The organism is Allobrachymonas denitrificans DSM 15123, from assembly GCF_900110225.1.
GTDB classification, from domain to species: Bacteria; Pseudomonadota; Gammaproteobacteria; order Burkholderiales; family Burkholderiaceae_C; genus Brachymonas; species Brachymonas denitrificans.
This window is the reverse complement of the sequence record NZ_FOCW01000010.1, coordinates 1-16,609: the sequence shown is the minus strand read 5'-3', so window position 1 is coordinate 16,609 and position 16,609 is coordinate 1. Positions and strand designations below refer to the sequence as shown.

Genomic DNA, 16,609 nt, shown 5'->3' with positions numbered 1-16,609 from the left:
GTCAGATTCCCTCGGGCGTGCGGGTGTGCCAGTCGGTGGCTTGCTGAAAGCGGTGGGCGGCGTTGAGCAGGCTGCTTTCCTGCAGGTAGTTGCCGATCAGCTGCAGGCCGACCGGCATGCCGCCGTTGCCGAAACCGACCGGATGGCTCATGCCCGGCAGACCGGCGAGCGAAGCCGGCAGCGTGAAGATGTCGGCCAGATAGTCGTCCAGCGGATCCTTGTCGGCGCCGATCTTCCAGGCCACGCTGGGCGCGGCCGGGCCGGCAATCAGGTCGCAATTCTGGAAGGCCTGCTGGAATTCGTTGGCAATCAGGCGGCGGATCTGCTGCGCCTTCAGGTAGTAGGCGTCGTAGTAGCCGTGGCTGAGCACGTAGGTGCCGGTCAGGATGCGGCGCTTCACTTCATCGCCGAAGCCTTCCTCGCGCGTGTTCTCGTACATGCTGGCAAGGTCGGTGAAATCCCTGGCGCGGTGACCGAACTTGACGCCGTCGAAGCGGCTCAGGTTGCTGCTGGCCTCGGCCGGGGCAATGATGTAGTAGACGGGGATGGAGACAGGCGCCGTGGGCAGGCTGATCTCGCACAGCTTGGCACCCAGCTGCTCGTACTGCTTGAGCGCTGCCTCGATGGCCACGCGCACGTCATCGTCCAGGCCTTCGCCAAAGAACTCCTTGGGCACGCCGATGCGCAGGCCCTCGATGCTCTCGTTCAGCTTCAGGCTGAAGTCTTCCTTCGGCACATCCAGCGAGGTGGAATCGCGGTCGGCGTCCACGCCGCACATGGCGCTCAGCAGCAGGGCACAGTCCTCGGCGGTCTGGGCCATGGGGCCGGCCTGGTCCAGGCTGGAGGCATAGGCCACCATGCCGTAGCGGCTGGCACGGCCATAGGTGGGCTTGATGCCGGTAACGCCGCAGAAGGCGGCCGGCTGGCGGATCGAGCCGCCGGTGTCGGTGCCGGTGGCGGCGGGAGCCAGACGCGCAGCGATGGCGGCCGAGCTGCCGCCCGAAGAGCCGCCGGGCACGCGCGACACATCCCAGGGGTTGTGCGCCTTGGCGTAGGCCGAGTTCTCGTTGCCGGAACCCATGGCAAATTCGTCGCAGTTGAGCTTGCCCAGCGTGACCATGCCGGCGCCATCGTCCTGGCCGCCCTGGTCGCGGTTGCCGAAGCCCATGCGCGCCACCACGGTGGCGTCGAACGGGCTGCGGTAGTTCTCGAGCATCTTGCTGCCCGCGGTGGTGGGCCACTCGCGCGTGACGAAGATGTCCTTGTGCGCAATCGGCACACCGGTGAGCGGCGTGGCCTGGCCATTGGCACGGCGCTCGTCGGCCAGCTTCGCCTGAGCCAGCGTGGCTGCTTCGTCGATGCTGAGGTAGGCGCCCAGATCGGGGCGGGCCTGGCTGCGTGCCAGGAAGTGCTGCGCCAGTTCGGTGGCGCTGGCCTGCTTGTCGGCCAGCAACCGGCTCAGGCCGGTTACGGTATGCGTGTGAAAATCGCTCATGCTGTGTGCTTTGTGTGGGGGACTCGACGCTCGGTGGGAGACTCGAACCCGTAAACCATTATTCGATGACCTTGGGCACCAGGAACAGGCCGTTCTCCACAGCCGGGGCGCTGCGCTGGTTCAGCTCGCGGTTGTCGGGCTCGCTGGCCACGTCCTCGCGCAGACGCAGCGCCACTTCCTGCAGCACCTCGGTCGGGTGCGCCATGGGCAGCAGGCCGGTGGTGTCCACCTCCTGCATGGGGGCCACCACGGTGTCGAAGAACTGGTTCAGGTGATTGACCATGCCGGTGGTTTCTTCCGGGGTCAGGGCCAGGCGCGAAAGCCTGGAAATAAAGGCAATATTCTCGGGGGTCAGCGACATGCGATCCATCCATTTCGTGTCTGCCATCGGGGCCTGATGCCACCTGCCTTGCAGGGCATGTTGCATCGCAGCAAACACCCCGCGGCAAGCGCGACAAAATGTCTGAAACACCCTGTCGGCCCAAACGGTATTGCGGTATTATCCTAGGTTTCAAAGGGCACGGTTCTGGCCGCTGCCCTCATTGTGCGTTGCTGTGCCGCTTGCGGGCGTGATGCGCTTTTCCACTCCCGAATTTCTCCATACGCTGCGGCAGGTACCGCGACCTGCTCCTGCCGGGCTGGCAAAGGATTTTTCACATGTTCGCTGGTTTCCGCCGGTATTTCTCCACCGACCTGGCCATTGACCTGGGCACCGCCAACACCCTCATCTGCACCCGCGACAAGGGCATCGTACTGGATGAGCCCTCCGTGGTCGCCATCCGCCACGAAGGCGGCCCCAACGGCCGCAAGGTAATCCAGGCCGTCGGCCGCGAAGCCAAGGCCATGCTGGGCAAGGTGCCCGGCAACATCGACGCCATCCGCCCCATGAAGGACGGCGTCATTGCCGATTTCGTGGTCACCGAGCAGATGATCAAGCAGTTCATCAAGATGGTGCATCCGCGCTCGCTGCTCAAGCCCAGCCCGCGCATCATCGTCTGCGTGCCCTGCGGCTCCACCCAGGTCGAAAAGCGCGCCATCCGTGACGCAGCCCTGGGCGCCGGCGCCAGCGACGTGTTCCTGATCGAGGAGCCCATGGCCGCCGCCATCGGTGCCGGCCTGCCGGTGTCCGAAGCCAGCGGCTCCATGGTGGTCGACATCGGCGGCGGCACCACCGAAGTGGGCGTGATCAGCCTGGGCGGCATGGTCTACAAGGGCAGCGTGCGTGTGGGCGGCGACAAGTTCGACGAGTCCATCATCAACTACATCCGCCGCAACTACGGCATGCTGATCGGCGAACAGACCGCCGAAGCGATCAAGAAGGAAATCGGCTCCGCCTTCCCCGGCTCCGAAGTGAAGGAAATGGAAGTCAAGGGCCGCAACCTGAGCGAAGGCGTGCCGCGCAGCTTCACCATCAGCAGCAACGAGATCCTCGAGGCGCTGAACGACCCGCTCAACCAGATCGTCAGCGCCGTCAAGAACGCGCTGGAGCAGACGCCGCCCGAACTGGGCGCCGACATTGCCGACCGCGGCATGATGCTGACCGGTGGCGGCGCCCTGCTGCGCGACCTCGACCGCCTGCTGGCCGAGGAAACCGGCCTGCCGGTGCTGGTGGCCGAAGAGCCGCTGTCCTGCGTGGTGCGCGGTTGCGGCATTGCCCTGGAACGCATGGACCGTCTGGGCAGCATCTTCACCAACGACTGAAGGCGGCCTTGGCTGCCGTAACGCGTCCGTCCTGATATGCCGCTGGATACGTTCGAACGCAGCACGCCCCGCCTGTTTAACCGCGGCCCCACGCCGCTGGTGCGCCTGCTGCTGGCGACTGCACTGGGCATCTTCCTGATGGTGGCCGACAACCGCTTCCGTATCGGCGATACGGCGCGCTCGGTCACGGCCACCGTGCTGGCGCCGCTGCAATGGCTGGGCGCACAGCCGGTCAAGACCGTCAACCTGCTGGGCACCTACGTCACCACGGTGGAAACCGCCAAGCAGACGCAGGAGCAGGCCGCCACGCTGATGGCGCAGCAGGCCCTGAAGGCCCAGCGCGCCGACCTGCTGATGCGCGAGAACCAGTCCCTGCGCGAGCTGCTCAGCCTGGAGCAGGCGCTGCCGATCCAGGCGCGCGCGGCCGAAGTGGTCTACATCGCGCCCGATCCCTTCACACGCCGCGTGGTGATCAACAAGGGCAGCAATGCCGGCATCGTCGAAGGCGCGCCGGTGATCGACGCCTCCGGCCTGCTCGGCCAGGTGCTGCGCGTCTATCCGTTCAGCAGCGAAGTCACGCTGATCGACAACCCAGAACACGCCACGCCCATCCTCAACAGCCGCACCGGCGAGCGGGGCCTGGCCTATGGCGACAGCCAGTCGCCGCAGGCCAGCGCGCTGGAAGTGCGCTTCATGGCCAGCAATGCCGACTTCAAGGTGGGTGACGTGCTCACCACCAGCGGGCTGGGCGGCGTCTATCCGGCCGGGCTGCCGGTGGGCACGGTGTCGCTGGTGGATCGCCGCAGCAATACCTCGTTCACGCGCGTGCAGGCCACTCCGGCCGCCAAGCCGCTGGCGCTGGGCTATGTGCTGGTGCTGGAGCCGCAGGAGCAGGTCAAGAGCGAGGCCGCCGCCTCGGCTGCCAGCGCTGCGGCTGCCGCCAAGGCCGACCGCAAGGCCGGCGCCGCGGGCAGGAACCGCCCGGGAGTGAAACAATGATGCTGGAAAAGGGACAACGCCTGCTGCTGCCGGTCAACCCCTGGTTCATCTGGGGCAGCCTGCTGGTGGCCCTGCTGATCAACCTGATGCCCTTCGGCCGCACGCCCTGGGTGCCGGATGTGCTGCTGCTGACGGTGCTGTTCTGGTGCCTGCACCAGCCGGCGCACCTGGGCGTGGGCCTGGCCTTCGTGTTCGGCCTGATCATGGACGTGCACCACACCAATCTGCTGGGCATGCATGCCATGGGCTACGCGCTGGCCGCCTACCTGATCTCGCTGGCGCAGCGCCGCATGCTGTGGTTCTCGCCCTGGCTGCAGACGCCGCAGGTGTTCGGCATCATGCTGCTGGCGCATGCCCTGATCTGGCTGCTGCGCCTGGCCGGCAGCGGGCAGTTTCCCGGCTGGTCGCTGCTGGGCGCACCGCTGCTAGAAACCGCCCTCTGGCCGCTGCTGAGCCTGCTGCTGCTGGCACCGCAGCGCCGTGCCCCCGACCGCGACCTGACGCGCCCGCTCTGAGGGAGCCTTCGCGCGCATGAGCTACAGTCTTCCCGCCGTCAACGAGCTGCGCAACGCGGAATCGCAGCAGCAGCAGTTCAACTATCGCCTGATCGCGATGGGGCTGCTGGTGCTGATCTGCTTCGGCCTGCTGGTGTACCGCTGGAGCGTGCTGCAGATCGTGCGCCATGCCGACTACATCGCCCAGGCCGAGAGCAACCGCACCGCGCTGGTGCCGGTCGTGCCCAGCCGCGGCGAGATCCGCGACCGCAACGGCATCGTGCTGGCCTCCAACTATTCGGCCTATACGCTGGAACTCACGCCGAGCAAGATCGAGGATCTCGAGGCCACCATCAATGCGCTCGCCGAGCTGATCCCCATCAGCGAGGGCGACCGCCGGCGCTTCAACCGCCTGCGCGCCGACAGCCGCAGCTACGAGGCCATTCCGCTACGCAGCCGCCTGAGCGACGAGGAGATCGCCCGCTTTGCCACCCAGCGCTACCGCTTTCCGGGCGTGGAGGTGAACGCGCGCCTGTACCGCTACTACCCCTATGGCGAGCTGGGCAGCCACGTGATCGGCTACATCGGCCGCATCAACCAGCGCGAGAAGGAGGCGCTGGAAGAAAGCGAAGACGCCGAGAACTACAAGGGCACCGACCACATCGGCAAGCTGGGCGTGGAGCAGGCCTACGAGACGGAGCTGCACGGCATCTCCGGGCGCGAGCAGATGGAGACCACGGCTGGCGGCTTCATCGTGCGCCGGCTGGCCAGCAGCCCGGCCACGCCGGGCAAGAACGTGGTGCTGTCCATCGACATCAAGCTGCAGAAGATGGTGGAGGACCTGTTCGGCAAGCGGCGTGGCGCGCTGGTGGCGATCGATCCGCGCAACGGGGAGGTGCTGGCCTTCGTCAGCAAGCCCACTTTTGACCCCAACCTGTTCGTGGAAGGCATCGACCACGAAAACTGGGCCGCCCTGAACGAGTCGCTGGACAAGCCGCTGCTGAACCGCGCACTGCGCGGCACCTATCCGCCCGGCTCGACCTACAAGCCCTTCATGGCGCTGGCGGCGCTGGAGACGGGTACCCGCACTGCAGCCACTACCATCCATGACCCTGGCTACTGGATGTTCGGCAATCACCGCTTCCGCAGCGGCCACGCGCTGGGGTCGGTCAACCTGCACCGCAGCATCGTCAAGTCGAGCAACGTCTACTACTACTCGCTGGCGCACGAGATGGGCGTGCAGGCGATCCACGATTTCATGGCGCCGCTCGGCTTCGGCCAACTGACCGGCATCGACCTGAAGGGCGAAGTGCGCGGCATCCTGCCCAGCCCCGAGTGGAAGCGCAAGGCCTACAAGCGCGCGGCGCAGCAGAAGTGGCTGTCGGGCGAGACGATCTCGCTGGGCATCGGCCAGGGCTACAACAACTTCACCATGCTGCAGCTCTCGCATGCGCTGGCCACGCTGGTCAATGGCGGCACCAGCCAGCAGCCGCATGTGGTGCGCGGCCTGCAGGAGCCCGGATCGCAGCAGCTGGTGGAAACCGTGCGCGAACCCGATCGCCCGCTGGGCTACAAGCCCGAGCACATCAAGCTGATCAAGAGCGGCATGGTCGGGGTGACGCTGGAAGGCACCGGCAAGGGCGTGTTTGCGGGCGCCCCCTACGTCAGTGGCGGCAAGACCGGTACGGCACAGGCGGTGACCATCGCCCAGAACCAGCGCTACAACGCGGCAGCGCTGTCCGAGCGCAAGCGCGACCACTCGCTGTACGTGGCCTTCGCCCCGGTGGAAACGCCCCGCATCGCGGTGGCAGTCATTGTGGAAAACGCCGGCTTCGGCGCCACGGCGGCAGCGCCGATTGCACGCCGGGTGCTGGATTACTGGCTGCTGCAGCAATACCCCAATGCGGGCGACATTGCCGCGACCCAGGTGGGACGCAGCAGCCGTCCGATCGGTGCACCGCGCAATGTGGCGACCATGCCCTGGCCGCCGGAAGACGTGAAGATGCTGGCTCCCATGCCCGATGGCACCGGCATGGCGGCGCTGCAGGGGGCTTCGGCCGCGGCGGTAGCATCGGGTGCGGCATCGGCCGGGCTTGGCGGGGATGCTGTTGTTGCTGTAGCGCCAGACGCTACAGCCACGGCCTCGGGCGTGGCGGCGAGCAGCGGCTTGCCGGCTGCGGGTGCCGCGGTGTTGCCGGCAGCTGCTTCGGCGACTGACCCTGCTGCGCCTGCCGCAGCAGGGGCCCGCGGCGCAGCCAGTGCACCCAGCTACACGCTGCCGCCTGCGGCGCAGGCCTTGCAGCGCCTGTTTCCGGCCTCTGCTCCGCTCGGCGGCGCCTCGGTGCCGGCACCGCCGGCCAGCAGTCCGCCCTCGGGACAGCGCCGGACTCAGCCGACCAGATAGCCCCCGTCCACATTCAACGCCACGCCCGTGGTGTAGCTGGCAGCCGGCGACACCAGATAGAGCACAGCGCCCGCCATTTCGTGCGGCTCGGCGCCGCGGCGCATGGGCGTGTGGTTCATGAACAGGTCACGCATGGCCGGTGTCTCGAACAGCGCGGCGGCAAATTTGGTCTTGGTGGCGCCCGGCAGCAGCGCGTTGACGCGGATGCCGTCCTGCGCGCATTCCTTGGCAAAGGCCTGGGTCATGGAAATGACAGCCGCCTTGGTGATGGAATAGATGCCCTGCAGTTCGCCGGGAATCACGCCATTGACCGAGGCCACGTTGACGATGGCACCGCTGCCCTGCCCCTGCATCAGCTTGACCGCCGCCGAGGACATCAGGAAATAGCCGCGGATATTGACGTCGATGGTCTTCTGCATCGCATCCACCGGCGTATCGGCAATGGGGCCGAAATAGGGGTTGGTGGCGGCGTTGTTGACCAGAATGTCCAGCTTGCCGAACTGCTGCGCGATGGCGGCAAACAGGGCATCGATCTGTTCAGGCTCGCCGATATGGCAGGCCAGCGCCGTGGCCTGGCCGCCGGCGGCGCGGATCCTTTCGGCTACTGCCTCGCAACCGGCCAGCTTGCGGCTGGACACGATCACGTGCGCGCCCTGCTCGGCCAGCAGCAGGGCAATCGCCTCGCCGATGCCGCGGCTGGCGCCGGTGACGAGGGCGATCTTGCCTTGCAGGTTGAAGAGGGTCTGGTTCATGGGGTGTCTCCTTGGGTGCAGGTTGTTTTGGGGCGGGTGGCTATTGGCTATTGGCTATTGGCTATTGGCTATTGGCTATTGGCTATTGGCTTATGGCGGATGGCGGATGGCGGATGGCGGATGGCGGATGGCGGATGGCGGATGGCGGATGGTCGTGATGCCCAGGCTGCATGCCCTGGCCCTCCGACCCGCTTCTCACGTCTTCACACGGACTCAACGCCAGGTCAGCAGACCCGGCTTTTCCTCCAGATGCGCAAAACCGTTGACGGTCTGAATGCTCGCTCGCTCCGGTGCGCTTGCCGGCCAGAGGATGCGCGTGATGCTGGCATTGGCCAGCGTCCAACTCAGGCCCAGCGTACGTGCATTGTCCATGCCCAGCAGGTGCTGGCAGATGGCAGCGATCGGACCGCCTGACGTAAAGGCCCAGACCTGCCCGCAGCCGCTGCTGTCACGCAGCATCTGCTGCAGGGCCTGCACGCTGCGCGCCTGAAACCGGGGCCAGCTTTCTCGATAGCGGGCATCGTCCGGCGCGGCGGCGAGCCAGGCGCCCATGGCGGCTTCAAAGACCTGCTGGAAGGCACGGCGCGGCTGCTCCTGCGTGCGCAGCCACTGCCGTAATACAGCCATTTCGGCGAATTCGGGCTTCCACGCCGCGATGATGTTCTGGTGATCGAGTTCGTCCAGTTCGGGGAGGGTGACGACGGGCAAGTCCAGTCCGGCCGCCTGCAGCGCGGCGCGTGCGCTGTCCTGCTGGCGGCACAGGGTGCCGGCATAGACGCGCTGCGGCACCAGGCCGCGTTGCGCCAGCCAGGCACCGGTCAGCGCTGCCTGCTCCTTCCCGATCGGGCTGAGCTCGTCATAGTCTTCGCCGGAAAAGTTGGCCTGCCCGTGGCGGATCAGGTGCAGCGTCGCCATCAGGCAGCCGTCCGCCGGATCAGCTTGCGGCAGCGCTGCAGCAGAAAGGCCGCGACCTGGCCAAACTGGGCAAACTTCGGATTCTGCGTGTGTCCGGAACGGTAGCGGTGCCAGATCTGCTGCACGATCACGGCCAGACGGAACACGCCAAACACCTCGTAGAAGGCAAAGTTGGACACATCCAGCCCCATGCGTTCGCCATAGGCACGCACCACTTCGGCGCGCGTCAGCATGCCGGGCAAATGCGTGGGCTGCTGGCGCATGGAAAGGAACACCGGATCGTCATCGGCCTGCGCCCAGTAGGCCAGCGCATTGCCCAGGTCCATCAGCGGATCGCCGAGCGTGGCCATTTCCCAGTCGAGCACGCCGATGATGCGTTCGGGCTGCTGCGGATCGAGCACCAGGTTGTCGAAACGCCAGTCGTTGTGGATCAGCGTGGTGGCGGCGTCCTGCGCCGGGGCATGCTGCTGCAGCCACTGGATCACGTCCTCGCAGCCGGGCACGTCATCGGTCTGCGCGGCGGCAAAGCGCTGGCTCCAGCCAGCCAGCTGGCGTGCCACGTAACCTGCTCCCTTGCCGAGCTGTTCCAGTCCGGCAGCCTGCCAGTCCACCTGGTGCAGGTCGACCAGGCGATCCAGCATGGCGTGGCACAGCGCGGTGGCCGCCTCCGGAGCCAGTTCCATGCCGGCGGGCAGATCGCGTCGCAGGATGATGCCGTCCAGCCGCTCCATCACGTAGAACGGGCAGCCCAGCACCGCTTCATCCTCGCAGATGGCGATGATGCGCGGCACATACGGATAGACGGGGCGCAGTGCCTGCATCACGCGCGCCTCGCGCACCATGTCGTGCGCGGTGCCGGCGCGCTGGCCGAAGGGCGGGCGGCGCAGGATCAGGTCGCGGTCGGCGAAGCGCAGCAAATAGGTCAGGTTGGAGGCGCCGCCGGCAAATTGAGCGATTTCGGGCTCGCCCGGCAGTTCCACCCCCTGCCGGCGCAGGAAATCCGCCACGCGGGCGGCGTCGAGTTCTTCACCGGGGCGGACCTTGCCGGCGCGGTCATTCAGGTTCTGGGCGGTTTCGGACATCGCTTGTCTCCGTCATTCTTGTATGCAAAGAGAGTCAGGCCGCATGATCGGCAGCGGCAGCCGTCTGCGCCTCCAGCCGCTTCATCTGGCGCTTCACCTCCAGCTTGGCGATCAGCATGCGGTGCACCTCATCCGGCCCGTCGGCCAGGCGCAGGGCGCGGGCATAGCCATACAGCTCGGCGAGGATGAAATCCTCGCTCAGGCCGCCTCCGCCATGGATCTGCATGGCGGCGTCCACCACCTGCTGCGCCACATTCGGCGCCACCACCTTGATCATGGAAATCTCGCTCATCGCGCCCTTGGCGCCTACCGTGTCCATCATCCAGGCGGCTTTCAGCGTGAGCAGGCGCGCCTGCTCGATGGCCATGCGTGCGTTGGCGATCACGTCGCCATTGCCGCCCAGCAGGGCCAGCGGCTTGCCGAAGGCGGTGCGGCTCATGGCACGCTGCACTAGCAGCTCCAGCGCCCGCTCGGAGGCGCCGATGGCGCGCATGCAATGGTGGATACGACCCGGGCCGAGTCGGCCCTGCGCAATCTCGAAGCCGCGCCCCAGACCGAGGATCACGTTCTCCTTGGGCATGCGCACATTGGTGAAGCTGACTTCGCCATGACCGTAGGGCTCGTCCAGCTTGCCGAACACGGTCAGCATGCGCTCAATCTTCACGCCGGGCGCATCGATGGGCACCAGCACCATGCTGTGGCGCGCATGCTTGGGCGCATCGGGCAGGCTCAGGCCCATGAAAACCAGCACCTGGCAGTCCGGATGGCCAATGCCGGTGCTCCACCACTTGCGGCCGTTCAGCACCACCTCGTTGCCATCTTCCACCGCCGTGGCCTGCATATTAGTGGCATCGCTGCTAGCCACGCCCGGTTCGGTCATGCAGAAGGCAGAGCGGATGCGGCCTTGCAGCAGCGGCTTGAGCCAACGCTCCTGCTGCTCGGGTGTGCCGTATTTCACCAGCACTTCCATGTTGCCGGTGTCCGGCGCGTTACAGTTGAAAATCTCCGGCGCAATCAGTGAGCGGCCCATCACTTCGGCCAGCGGCGCGTATTCGGCATTGCTCAGGCCGGCGCCCCATTCCTCTTCCGGCAGGAACAGGTTCCACAGCCCGGCAGCGCGCGCCTTGGCCTTGAGTTCTTCCATCACCGGAGGCACGTTCCACGGCAGCTCGCCGCGCTTGAGCTGGGCATAGTAGGTCGCTTCCGCCGGGTAGACATGCTCGTCCATGAACGCCGTCAGGCGCTGCAGATAGTCTGTTCCGCGAGCCGTGTTGCCGAATTGCATGCAAATCTCCCTGGCGCATCCGCCGCGCCTGTGCCCTGCAGTGTAGGGAACGCACCCTCATCAATCAAATGCATTGTTTTGATGGCAAACTATTCACGAAATGAATCTGGATCGTCTCGACCTGAACCTGTTTCTGGTGTTCCGCACCATCTACAGCGAAGGTAACCTTACGCGGGCCGCGCGGCGCCTGCACCTCTCGCAACCGGCACTCAGCCATGCGCTGGCGCGCCTGCGCGAGCACCTCGATGACCCCCTGTTCGTGCGGCTGGGCCACAGCATGGTGCCCACGCCGCTGGCACGCAGCCTGATCGAGCCGGTGCGCCAGGCCCTGCAACTGCTGGAGCAGGGCCTGCAGCAAGGCAGCCAGTTCGATCCCGCCCATGCGCAGCGCAACTTTCGCGTGGCGCTGCGCCCCGTGCTCGAATCGACCGTGCTGCCGCGCGTGATGCAGCGGCTGTCCTGCCTGGCTCCGCAGGTCAGCCTGCAGGCGCTGGCGCCGGCACGGCAGGAACTGGCGGCCGAACTGGCTGCCGGCCGCATTGATCTGGCACTGGACGTCGACCTGCCGCTGCCCGAGGACATCCTGCGCCAGCGCGTGGGCACGGACACACTGGTGGTGGTCGCTGCCGGCGGCTGCCTGCCCGCACCACCCGGCCTGCAGCAGTACCTGCAGGCGCAGCATGTGGCCGTATCCTCACGCCAGAGCGGCCCCACGGTGGAAGACATGGCCCTGCAGCGCCGCAACCTGCAGCGCCGCATCGCCCTGCGCTGCCAGCACTACTTTGCCGCCTGCGAGGTGGTGGCCGCCAGCAACCTGCTGCTGACCATGCCGCACAGCTATGCCCAGGTCGTGGCGCGGACGCTGGCGCTGGACATCCAGCCGCTGCCGCTGGAACTGCCCCCGCTCGCGCTCTACCTGTACTGGCACCGACACCTGGACGCGGATCCGGCCAACCGCTGGCTGCGGGAGCTGATGCTGTCGCAATGGAAGGATGGTGCGGCTGATCCGGGCTGAAATCTCTCGGCGGCGCCCCAGTCCTACAGGCCCTGACGCCCTCGACCGGCCACGGCCGCCACGCACTCCCTCTACAGTGAATCGCATAGCGTGCACCCCGCAACGCCCGTTTCCCTTGCCAGAACTTATGCTGATTCAGACCGGATTCGACATCATCCTGACCGTAGCCGCCCCGACACAAGTGCTGTCGCTGCTGCAGATCCACCCCAGCCGCGCTGGCGACATCCAGCCCGGAAGCGAACATTTCTCGGTGGATCCCGCTCTGGACGTGCAGCACTATCAGGATGGCTTCGGCAACCGCTGCAGCCGCATCTCCGTGCCCGAAGGACTCACCGAGATCCGTCTGCACGGCGCAGCACTGGTGCACGACAGCGGCCTGCCGGACCCTCAACATCCCGAGGCGCGCCAGCTCCCCCTGCACGAGTTGCCGAACGAGGTGCTGCAGTTTCTGCTACCCAGCCGCTACTGCGACTTTGAAGGTGACCTGATGCAGTTTGCCTGGGAACAGTTCGGCCATACCCCCACCGGCTGGGCACGCGTGCAGGCGATTTGCGACTATGTGCACCAGCACCTGAAATTCGACTACCAGGCGGCCTGCGCCACGCGCACCGCCACCCAGGGCTGGCAGGAAGGCACCGGCGTCTGCCGCGACTTTGCCCAAATGGCGGTGGCACTGTGCCGCTGCATGAACATTCCGGCACGTTACGCCACCGGCTATCTCGGCGACATCGGCGTGCCGGCTGCCCCCTACCCCATGGATTTCAGCGCCTGGTTCGAGGTGTTTCTGGAAGGCGGGTGGCACACCTTTGACGCGCGCCACAACATTCCGCGCATTGGCCGCATCGTGCTGGGCTACGGCCGCGACGCCGCCGATGTACCGATCACCATGGGCTTTGGCCCGAGCGAGCTGAAGCGCTTCGATGTGGTGACAGACGAGGTGACAGCGCCGGAAGCCGTTTCCGCCTGACACATTCTGCACGGGATCGCCGCCGCTCACGGCATCGCATACACCTCCAGCCCCAGACGCACTACAGCCGCCACCGGCGCTCCCACCGCTTCGTCAAATTCTGCCTCGGCCCGCGCCACCGCGCGCTCGAATCCATGCAGCCAGCCCAGACCCGCCTCGGTGAACACGATGCGGCGGGCGCGTCCGTCGCGCGGATCCTCTTCCCGCCGCACGATGCCCCAAGCCTCGCACTGATCCACCAGTGCCGCCATGGCCTGCTTGCGCATGCCGGCGGCCTCGGCCAGCTCGGTCAGGCGGCTGCCCTGCAGCGCCAGATGCCGCGTGATGTGGATGTGGGCCGCACTCACCTGCTGGCGCGCAGCCAGGTTGGACAGTGCCAGCGGCACCTCCGGATCATGCGCCATGAGCTCCAGCACGCGGGCATCGAAGCGGCGCATGGCTTCACCCAGCAGCCGCCCCAAATGTGCGCCGCGCCAGTCATCGCGTGCTGTTGCCATTGCCGCTCCTTCCTGCGTTGTCCGCCAGGCACCTTTCCTGCGGCGTCTCCGGAACCCTGTCCTACTCCCGTGTACAAGGCACTTGCCCTGCCCCTGAAGCAGTCCCTGTATGAAGGCTTTCATTTTAGTCATGCAAACTGACTTTATTTTGCTTAAATTCGAATTTACTCTAGCCTATACTCCTGCTCAAGCATACAGGCTGTATGCAACATCATTAAATCATAAGTTCTTAGGAGAAACGCATGAGCACGATTGATCAGGCAGAAAAGGCGAAAGCCCTGCAAGCTGCGCTGGCGCAGATCGAAAAGCAGTTCGGCAAGGGCACCATCATGCGCTTGGGCGAAGGCGAGGCGATCGAAGACATTCAGACCGTCAGCACCGGCTCGCTCGGCCTGGACATTGCCCTGGGTGTCGGCGGCCTGCCGCGCGGCCGTGTGGTCGAGATCTACGGCCCTGAATCTTCCGGCAAGACCACGCTCACGCTGCAGGTCATTGCCGAAATGCAGAAAACCGGTGGCACCTGCGCCTTCGTCGATGCGGAACATGCGCTGGATGTGCAATACGCGCAAAAGCTCGGCATCAACCTGCCCGAGCTGCTGATCAGCCAGCCCGACACTGGCGAACAGGCCCTGGAGATCGTCGACAGTCTGGTGCGCAGCGGCGCGGTCGACCTGATCGTGGTCGACTCCGTGGCCGCGCTCACGCCCAAGGCCGAGATCGAGGGCGACATGGGCGACCAGTTGCCCGGTCTGCAGGCCCGCCTGATGAGCCAGGCCCTGCGTAAGCTCACCGCCACCATCAAGAAGACCAACTGCATGGTCATCTTCATCAACCAGATCCGCATGAAGATCGGCGTGATGTTCGGCTCGCCCGAAACCACCACCGGCGGCAACGCGCTCAAGTTCTACTCCTCCGTGCGCCTGGACATCCGCCGCGTCGGCACCATCAAGAAGGGCGACGAAGTGATTGGCAGCGAAACCAAGGTCAAGGTCGTCAAGAACAAGGTGGCGCCCCCGTTCAAGGAAGCCTACTTCGACATCCTGTACGGCACTGGCATCTCGCGCGAGGGCGAAATCATCGACATGGGCGTGAACGCCAAGATCGTCGACAAGGCCGGCGCCTGGTACTCCTACCAGGGCGAGAAAATCGGCCAGGGCCGCGACAACACGCGTGAATTCCTGAAGGAAAACGCGGATCTGGCCCGCGAGATTGAGAACAAGGTGCGTGCGCAACTGGGGATTGCGGTCATGCCGACGGCGACCGCAGCGGCTGCGCCGGCAGAGAGCGAAGCCTGATTCCAGGACGGGCCGGCCAACCGATTCAACCCGGTTGTGCCGGCCTTCCTGACTTCCGTTGTTCACCAAGAGGTTCGGCATGCCCCGCATCCCCGCCCCCGTTTCACTGAAAGGCAAGGCCTTGCAACTGCTGGCCGCGCGCGACTATACGCGTACCGAAATGGAACGCAAGCTGGGCCAGTGGCTGCGCGAACGTGACGCGCGGGAAGCGGAAGAGGCAGCCAATGCACAGACACTGGCATCAGCGGCGCGTACTGATGAAGGCGAACCGCCCAGTGTTACCCACCTGCGTGACGGCAGCATCGACCCTGAAACCCGCCAAGCCGAACATGCCGCCGCCATTGCCGAAGCGCTGGACGCCATGGAAGCCAAAGGCTTTCTCGACGATAGTCGCGCCGCCGAAGCCCTGGTACACCGCCGCGCCGGCAAGCTGGGCAACAGCCGCATCCAGCAGGAACTGCGGCAAAAAGGTCTGGACGCCACCGCCATCGAACAGGCCATGGAGGCCCTGCCCGGCAGCGAACTGGAGCGCGCCCGCGAAATCTGGCGCCGCAAGTTTGGCTCCGTGGCCGGAACGCCGAATGAGCGGCTCAAGCAGATGCGCTTTCTGGCCAGCCGGGGGTTTTCATCGGGGGTTGTGCATCAGGTTGTGCGGGGCGACAACGACTAGGAAGGTCGGTCATTCTTGTTTTCAATGGCGAGATGACATGCGGCGGGAAAAGCCAACGCTCGGCCTGGTGCCCAGGCAGTACAGCTCGGGCGGCAAGCAGCGCCTGAACAGATTAATTTTCATGTTGTGTCGAGTCCTTAGTCGGCTGCGTGCTTTGCGGCATAACGCCCAAGTTAAGCCGCGTGGCGCAGTGGCAAGCGGCGTGCGACGCTTAGCGTAGCACGCAAGCGACGCCACGAAGCAACGTCGGCTTGAACGAACTGTTAGACCTTGGCTGAGAATGCGTCATGGTATGAGACCTTGCCGGATGGCGGAGAGCCGTTGAACACAATGGCTAGGAAATACTCTTCCGGCACGCCGGGCAGCAGGAGTGTTGGTTCCGCTTTGAAGCCAAAACGTGAGTAGTAGCTAGGATCACCCAGTACAACGCACCCGGAAGCCCCTAGCCTGCGCAACTCTGCCAGTGCGCGATCCATGAGTCGAGTTCCGACGAAATGCTCACCGGCGACACTGCGACGTGACCAATGATTGCGCCACCTTGCTCCGCAACGAGGGAGATGGAGAGTTGGTCTGATTTGCGCAGCGCATTGACAATAAATTGTTCGGCATGCTCGGTATGAGCGGCGTCTTGAAATGCCGCGATAGTCACGGCCTCAATCGCTGCCGCATCCCCCGGGACTTCCTTCCGAATTCTCACAATGGAGTTGACCCGCTTCCGTGGACACATCATGCTTTGTGTCCAAGGAGTCGAAGATGTCCAAAGTACGACCGCCATACCCGGCGGAATTCCGGCAGCAGATGGTCGAGCTCGTTCGAGCTGGCCGCTCGCCCGCCGAGCTCTCGCGTGAGTTCGGCGTCACTGCGCAATCCATCACCAACTGGGTGGGCCAGGCGGCCATCGACAGTGGCAAGCCTTTACCCGGCAAGGAGGGGTTGACGACGGCGGAGCGTGAAGAGTTGGTGCGATTGCGCAGACAGTTGTGCCAGGTTCAGATGGAACGAGACATCTTGGCAAAGGCTACAGCCTGGTTTGCGGGT

Annotated in this window: 16 protein-coding genes and 1 pseudogene; 9 read left to right on the top strand and 8 right to left on the bottom strand. The window is 65.5% G+C overall.

Annotated features, from left to right (window positions below; translation table 11 throughout):
- Position 1: 1 nt before the first annotated feature.
- Both gatA and gatC read right to left on the bottom strand, forming a co-directional pair.
- Positions 2 to 1,495, bottom strand: coding sequence for an Asp-tRNA(Asn)/Glu-tRNA(Gln) amidotransferase subunit GatA (gatA, locus tag BMW28_RS11480; RefSeq protein WP_091818083.1), 1,494 nt, complete (start codon positions 1,493 to 1,495; stop codon positions 2 to 4).
- 58 nt (positions 1,496 to 1,553) lie between these two features.
- The gene (gene gatC / locus BMW28_RS11475; RefSeq protein WP_091818148.1) at positions 1,554 to 1,856 is read right to left on the bottom strand and encodes an Asp-tRNA(Asn)/Glu-tRNA(Gln) amidotransferase subunit GatC; all 303 of its coding nucleotides are present in this window, start codon (positions 1,854 to 1,856) and stop codon (positions 1,554 to 1,556) included.
- 296 nt (positions 1,857 to 2,152) lie between these two features.
- On the opposite strand from gatC, the gene BMW28_RS11470 reads away from it, so the two are divergent.
- Genes BMW28_RS11470 through mrdA form a run of 4 tightly spaced genes read left to right on the top strand, consistent with a single transcriptional unit; the run spans position 2,153 to position 7,093 of the window.
- Positions 2,153 to 3,196: a rod shape-determining protein gene (locus tag BMW28_RS11470; RefSeq protein WP_091818081.1), complete on the top strand. Its 1,044-nt coding sequence runs from the start codon at positions 2,153 to 2,155 to the stop codon at positions 3,194 to 3,196.
- Between the two features lie 36 nt (positions 3,197 to 3,232).
- Positions 3,233 to 4,195: a rod shape-determining protein MreC gene (mreC, locus tag BMW28_RS11465; RefSeq protein ID WP_091818079.1), complete on the top strand. Its 963-nt coding sequence runs from the start codon at positions 3,233 to 3,235 to the stop codon at positions 4,193 to 4,195.
- Positions 4,192 to 4,710, top strand: coding sequence for a rod shape-determining protein MreD (gene mreD, locus BMW28_RS11460; protein ID WP_091818074.1), 519 nt, complete (start codon positions 4,192 to 4,194; stop codon positions 4,708 to 4,710). The genes mreC and mreD overlap by 4 nt, the downstream gene beginning before the upstream one ends.
- Before the next feature lie 16 nt (positions 4,711 to 4,726).
- Positions 4,727 to 7,093 (top strand): penicillin-binding protein 2, encoded by a 2,367-nt coding sequence (gene mrdA / locus BMW28_RS11455; protein ID WP_091818072.1) that lies wholly within the window; start codon positions 4,727 to 4,729, stop codon positions 7,091 to 7,093.
- Here the strand turns inward: mrdA and BMW28_RS11450 are convergent.
- The 4 genes from BMW28_RS11450 to BMW28_RS11430 all read right to left on the bottom strand — a co-directional run bounded on the left by BMW28_RS11450 (position 7,078) and on the right by BMW28_RS11430 (position 11,127).
- A complete protein-coding gene (locus BMW28_RS11450) occupies positions 7,078 to 7,845 on the bottom strand; it encodes an SDR family oxidoreductase (RefSeq protein WP_091818070.1) in 768 nt (255 codons plus the stop codon). The genes mrdA and BMW28_RS11450 overlap by 16 nt on opposite strands.
- Positions 7,846 to 8,058: 213 nt before the next feature.
- Positions 8,059 to 8,760, bottom strand: a complete 702-nt coding sequence (locus BMW28_RS11440; protein ID WP_091818067.1) for a histidine phosphatase family protein — start codon at positions 8,758 to 8,760, stop codon at positions 8,059 to 8,061.
- The gene (locus tag BMW28_RS11435) at positions 8,760 to 9,842 is read right to left on the bottom strand and encodes a phosphotransferase family protein (RefSeq protein WP_091818066.1); all 1,083 of its coding nucleotides are present in this window, start codon (positions 9,840 to 9,842) and stop codon (positions 8,760 to 8,762) included. Before BMW28_RS11435 ends, BMW28_RS11440 begins: the two co-directional genes overlap by 1 nt.
- 34 nt (positions 9,843 to 9,876) lie before the next feature.
- Entirely contained in the window at positions 9,877 to 11,127 is a 1,251-nt protein-coding gene (locus BMW28_RS11430; protein WP_091818065.1) for an acyl-CoA dehydrogenase family protein, read from the bottom strand.
- A 100-nt stretch (positions 11,128 to 11,227) separates the two neighbouring features.
- On the opposite strand from BMW28_RS11430, the gene BMW28_RS11425 reads away from it, so the two are divergent.
- Both BMW28_RS11425 and BMW28_RS11420 read left to right on the top strand, forming a co-directional pair.
- Positions 11,228 to 12,142 (top strand): LysR family transcriptional regulator, encoded by a 915-nt coding sequence (locus BMW28_RS11425; RefSeq protein ID WP_091818064.1) that lies wholly within the window; start codon positions 11,228 to 11,230, stop codon positions 12,140 to 12,142.
- Between the two features lie 127 nt (positions 12,143 to 12,269).
- Complete coding sequence (locus BMW28_RS11420; RefSeq protein ID WP_091818061.1) at positions 12,270 to 13,109, top strand: transglutaminase-like domain-containing protein; 840 nt, start codon at positions 12,270 to 12,272, stop codon at positions 13,107 to 13,109.
- Positions 13,110 to 13,135: 26 nt separating this feature from the next.
- Here the strand turns inward: BMW28_RS11420 and BMW28_RS11415 are convergent, their stop codons facing one another.
- Positions 13,136 to 13,606, bottom strand: coding sequence for a MarR family winged helix-turn-helix transcriptional regulator (locus BMW28_RS11415; RefSeq protein WP_091818059.1), 471 nt, complete (start codon positions 13,604 to 13,606; stop codon positions 13,136 to 13,138).
- 242 nt (positions 13,607 to 13,848) lie between these two features.
- Here BMW28_RS11415 and recA point away from each other — a divergent pair, with 242 nt between their 5' ends.
- Positions 13,849 to 14,901 carry a recombinase RecA gene (gene recA / locus BMW28_RS11410; RefSeq protein ID WP_091818057.1) on the top strand — a complete coding sequence of 351 codons (1,053 nt, stop codon included), beginning with the start codon at positions 13,849 to 13,851 and terminating at the stop codon, positions 14,899 to 14,901.
- Positions 14,902 to 14,980: 79 nt separating this feature from the next.
- Complete coding sequence (locus BMW28_RS11405; RefSeq protein ID WP_091818147.1) at positions 14,981 to 15,571, top strand: regulatory protein RecX; 591 nt, start codon at positions 14,981 to 14,983, stop codon at positions 15,569 to 15,571.
- A 263-nt stretch (positions 15,572 to 15,834) separates the two neighbouring features.
- Here BMW28_RS11405 and BMW28_RS13180 read toward each other — a convergent pair.
- Positions 15,835 to 16,298: pseudogene (locus tag BMW28_RS13180) on the bottom strand (GNAT family N-acetyltransferase).
- A gap of 26 nt (positions 16,299 to 16,324) precedes the next feature.
- Between BMW28_RS13180 and BMW28_RS11395 the strand changes: the two are divergent.
- On the top strand, positions 16,325 to 16,609 hold a 285-nt coding region (locus tag BMW28_RS11395; protein ID WP_143280598.1), incomplete at its 3' end, for a transposase.